Genomic DNA, 4671 nt, shown 5'->3' with positions numbered 1-4671 from the left:
TGTTTCGGCGGATCGTGATGTCAACATTGATGCCGGCAATAATATCACCCTATCAGAAAGCTATGATACCTCTAACGGCAAAGAGACACATGAAAAGTCTTTTGCTGGTGTGACAGGCTCTGTCAATGTGGGCATTCTTGGTGCCGTAAAAGATGTAAGGGATGCAGTCAAACGTTTTGGTCATGGGGATACAAAACACAAAATCGGTAATGGTCTTATTGCTGGTCTAAAAGGCTATGATCTCTATAGCAAAGGCAAAGGTCTTTATAATGGGATGAAAGGTGGAAACAAACAGTCTATTCGTGATATTGCTGATGTTTCTGCTAGCGTAACCGTGGGCTTTAAGACAGAGAAGGCAGAAGCCTCTGTTCAGACTTCTACCGCGGTAACAGGTACAATAGAAGCAGGACGCGCTGTTAATATGCAAGCCCACAAAGGCAGCATCCATGGTGTTGGAGCCGATATTATTGCCGGCACAAACCCGATACAAAGCAATGATAAACAGAGCGGGAATATCACCATGGGAGCAGGTAAAGATATCATCTTTGAAAGTGCGCAAAACACGCAAAGCACAGAAAACCACACGCAAAGCGCTTCAATGAATGTTGGGTATAGTTATGGTACCGGTGGTACAGGGTGGATGGGGAATGCTTCTTTTGGTAAAGGCAAGGGTTCCAGTGAGGAGGTTCACCAGAAGAACAGCCATATTATTGGCACCGGCACAGTTCACACAACGAGTGGGGCAAACACCACATTGGCAGGCGCCGTGGCTTCTGGAGAGCGTGTAGAAATGGAAGTAGGGGGTGATTTTACCGTTGTCAGCCGCAGTGATACGGGACAAAGTTCCAGCAAGCAAAACTCTGTTTCCATTGGTTATAATAGCCGAGAAAAGGAAGGTACAGCCACAACCAATATTTCCTTGAACAAGGATAAATCCTCTAGTGATTATCATAGTGTTGTGGAGCAATCAGGCATCAAAGCGGGTGATGGTGGTTTTAAGATCAACGTTAAAGATAAAACAACGCTGACCGGAGGACTTATTTCCAGCACAGCCTCGGCGGACAAAAACAGCCTGACCACTGGAAGCATTAGCACCAGTGATATCAGCAACAGTGCGCATGCGCAAGCTAGCAGCCAAGGTTTAAGCATTTCTGCCGGTGGTCCGATGTATCAGGGCAAATATGGTGTCGGGAAAAACATTGCTAAAAATCTCTTAGATCATTCAAAAGCTAAAGATTCAGAGGAAGGATATACCAAATCTGCTATCAGCAATGGCACCATCGTCATTACTGATGAAGCAGGGCAGAAGGCATTGACAGGGCAAGACGTGGAACAAGCCATAGCCTCCCTTAATCGTGATACTGCCACCGCCCATAAGGGTGTACAACAGCTCGATGTAGGCAAGCTGGAACAAATCGTTCATGAAAACCGTGAAATGGCAACCCAATTGCTGGAAGAAGGATTTAAATACAGCGATGACTCCTATAAAACCATGTTTATCAAAGAGCACCCCATCGCCGTGGTGGATCGTGATGAACAGGGCAATACAATCTATGAAATAGGTGCAAATGGGGAGCCTATAGAAGATGCTCGTGGACAAAAAATCCCCAAGTTCCATTATTTAACGGATGAAGAAAAGCAGCATTTGCAAGAAGGCTCTGATGGCAAAGTGCATGTGTCCTTTAATGGCATCTTTACTCCACCAGAGGAAGCCGCTGTTTATGCAGAGCAACATGCGAAGGATAAAAATGAACCGCTTTATTTTGTGGTGTTCCCAGAAGCTGATTCTGCTATCTCAGAACTTCTAGTCGCGGGCTATCAGAAGTTTATGGAAAATAACTTTTGGGGTTTGACCAATTCAACACAAGAAGCAAAAGATTTGATGTATAGCTATGGTCTTACAGGATTAGAACTTTATGGACATAGTCGCGGGACAATGACATTGGGGAATATGCTGAATTCTTTCAAACAAGAAGGTGTGCACGGTATAGCCGACAACACGAATATCAATTTCTATGGACCAGCCTTTAATGTTTTAGTTGCATCCGGTCTGTTAGGTTATGTGAGTGACGGCAAACAAACCATTGTTGGCTTTGATGGGAATAGATACGACTTTGTCAGCAGAATTATTGGCGGCAATGGCTATACTTACGAGACAATACCTGCTGGCAGTAACTGGTGGAAAGAATGGTGGAGAGTGGCTACAAATCCCATAAGCTCCCATACTTGCCTTGGAGATGCGAGTGATAAGTGTACATGGCGCTATGGCACATCTCTTCGTGAACAAAAACCTTGAATTAAATAATGGAGTAAAAAATGAAACAAACTCTAAAGCTATTAGGTGCTGTAACTTTATTAGGTATTGCAGGATGTCAGTTTAATAAAACTCCTGGAGGGTATTTGAGCGCGTGGGAGAAAAATGGTGTTACTAATTTTACAGAGGTAGGAAAAGCCTTGTTAGAATGTGGCATGCCAACGCCTTATGATGTCGATCCAGAAAACAGAAAGCAGAGCATTAATGCAAAAGCAACAATTTATGCTTGCATGCTTCAATCAGGGTTTCGCTATAAAGATGAAGAGGTAGCAAGAGCGGGAGGGCCATGTTATACTTTTAAAGAGAAAAACTTGCCCATTTGTCGTCCAGGCGCTGTTGTTCCACAGCGCAGTGTCAAGAAGCGCTTAAACAGCCCGTTTTGTAAAAAATATAAAAATAGTCGCAAATGCCAGCCTTAAGTTTTGCTGTTTGTGATGATTAACAATCCGCCATCCTTGCCTTCTCTTGGAATGGCGGGATTGTTTTCTCAACCAATCATCTCAATATTGTTCACCGTTGTTTTAAGCAGCGGTGCCAGGAAATATCAACAGGCTTATGAGCTTTTTTATTGTAAATAAATCCATTGAAAGAGGGGAATAATGAAAAAAATCTTAAAACTATTGAGTTGTATAGCTCTGTTAAGTATCACTGGATGTGTTAACTCAATTCCCTCACTTTCTCCAGCATTATGGAGAAATAAAATACTTTTAGAATGTGGAGTACCGGACCTTAATAAGGTTGTGGCGCTAGATTTGAATCAATTTGCCAGTATTGAAATGTGTATGGCGCAATCAGGTTTTCGCCCTAGCTTTACAATACAAGATTGGTGTGAGAACCATAAATCAGACAACCTTCCCATATGTCGTCCTGGTGCTGTCATGCCTCAGCGAAGTGTTGAGAGACGCTTAAATAGCTCTTATTGTAAAAAGCATTCAGAACAACTTGAATGCAAACCTTAAGTCTTGCTTCAGCAGAGAAAGCCTTGTCCATCCTTACGTGACAAGGTTTTCTTTTTATGCCGCGTCGTTATAACGTTGCTGTTTTGCTTGCTCGATGACATTCAAAAGATCCGATTGTAACCAACGGGACAAAAAACCAAATTTTAAAGGTTTTGGGAGAGAGCCATTGGTTACATGACGGCGGAATGTTGAAACACTCATATGAAGCAATTTTGCACTTTCACGGTCTGTTAAAAGAATATCATTTTCTGTCATATTAAAATCCTTTCACTATAAAAATGGCAACAAATCATAACCATTTATTAACCACATTTTGGTTCATTTTTGAAGGTATTTTATTTATAGAAAACAATATTTTATCATACAATTTCTGATGTGATACGTGATGAATCTTATTGAGAAAGAATGAGAGAGAAGAGAGCTAAAGTTATCCACAGATAATGGGGTTATTCACCCCATATTTTAGGTTTGACCCGTGACATAAGCCGCCCATTTATCCATATAGACACGGCGCTGTTCTAGATAGTCAGTACGACGATAGGAGCGCTCTACTTGTCCTCCTACTGTATGACTTAGAATAGTTTCAGCGACCTCATAGGGGGCATCGGTTGTTTCTGCTAGCCAATCGCGTAAACTAGAGCGAAAACCATGGGGGCAAGCTTCAATTTTATTTTTTCTCATATACGCCGCCATCATCGTATGTGAAAGAGGACCACGACCGGTAAGTGAAAAGATGAAATCACTTTTAGAGATACAGCGGGCTTGTTCAATTACTTTTATTGCTTCAGATGATAGGGGCACGCGAAACTCTGTTGTGGCATCACGCTTGCCTTTCATATTCTCAGCAGGGATTGTCCATATATCACCTTCAATCTGATCTTCACGAATATGACGCAAAGGGTTGGTACGAACGCCTGTCAGGATAAGCAGACGCAAAGCTAAATGTTTTATAGTTGTTGTTTTGCAGAGAAATTGGTAAAAAGCCGGCACATCTCTCCAATCCATGGCTGGTAAGCTTTGTTTTTTATGACGTTGTTTGCCTAAGAGAGCGCGTGCTTTTTCTACTGCTTGTAAATCAACATCTAACCCTAATGCAGCCGCATGTTTGAGACAAAGATTAAGACGTATCAATGCTGTTCGAGCAATTACAGCCTTTGTATGCCAAATGGGAGAAAGGGTATTGCGTATCTCTGTTTGCGTAATCTCTGAAACGGGTAAACAGCCTAATTTAGGGAGAATATGAAGGCGTAAAGGTGTAAACCATTTACCATTTTTACCATCACCTTTTAATTCAGCTTTACGAGTTTCAAAAGTATCTAGTGCAATATCTTTTAAGTAATGGAGATTGCTTATTGCCTCACGCTTTTGTTTATCGCGTTCTTTAATGGGGTCACGCCC

General features: G+C 42.0%; 5 protein-coding genes. 3 read left to right on the top strand and 2 right to left on the bottom strand.

What is annotated here, in order from left to right:
* The 3 genes from ACFIJL_RS08570 to ACFIJL_RS08560 form a co-directional block, all read left to right on the top strand.
* Window positions 1-2296: hemagglutinin repeat-containing protein (locus ACFIJL_RS08570; protein WP_375624234.1), on the top strand; the 2296-nt coding region annotated here is incomplete at its 5' end.
* Window positions 2297-2316: 20 nt separating this feature from the next.
* Entirely contained in the window at window positions 2317-2733 is a 417-nt protein-coding gene (locus ACFIJL_RS08565; RefSeq protein WP_375621746.1) for a hypothetical protein, read from the top strand.
* A gap of 180 nt (window positions 2734-2913) precedes the next feature.
* Window positions 2914-3273: a hypothetical protein gene (locus ACFIJL_RS08560; RefSeq protein ID WP_375624232.1), complete on the top strand. Its 360-nt coding sequence runs from the start codon at window positions 2914-2916 to the stop codon at window positions 3271-3273.
* Window positions 3274-3327: 54 nt separating this feature from the next.
* Here ACFIJL_RS08560 and ACFIJL_RS08555 read toward each other — a convergent pair whose 3' ends face one another.
* The gene (locus ACFIJL_RS08555) at window positions 3328-3528 is read right to left on the bottom strand and encodes an AlpA family transcriptional regulator (protein WP_015856172.1); all 201 of its coding nucleotides are present in this window, start codon (window positions 3526-3528) and stop codon (window positions 3328-3330) included.
* A 207-nt stretch (window positions 3529-3735) separates the two neighbouring features.
* Window positions 3736-4671, bottom strand: a 936-nt coding sequence (locus ACFIJL_RS08550; RefSeq protein ID WP_375624230.1) for a tyrosine-type recombinase/integrase, incomplete at its 5' end; no start/stop codon positions are given.

The sequence above is a fragment of the Bartonella sp. TT119HLJHH genome, assembly GCF_042193385.1.
Classification (GTDB): domain Bacteria; phylum Pseudomonadota; class Alphaproteobacteria; order Rhizobiales; family Rhizobiaceae; genus Bartonella.
Note: the sequence above shows the minus strand (reverse complement) of the source record. Positions and strands in the feature narration are given on the sequence as shown.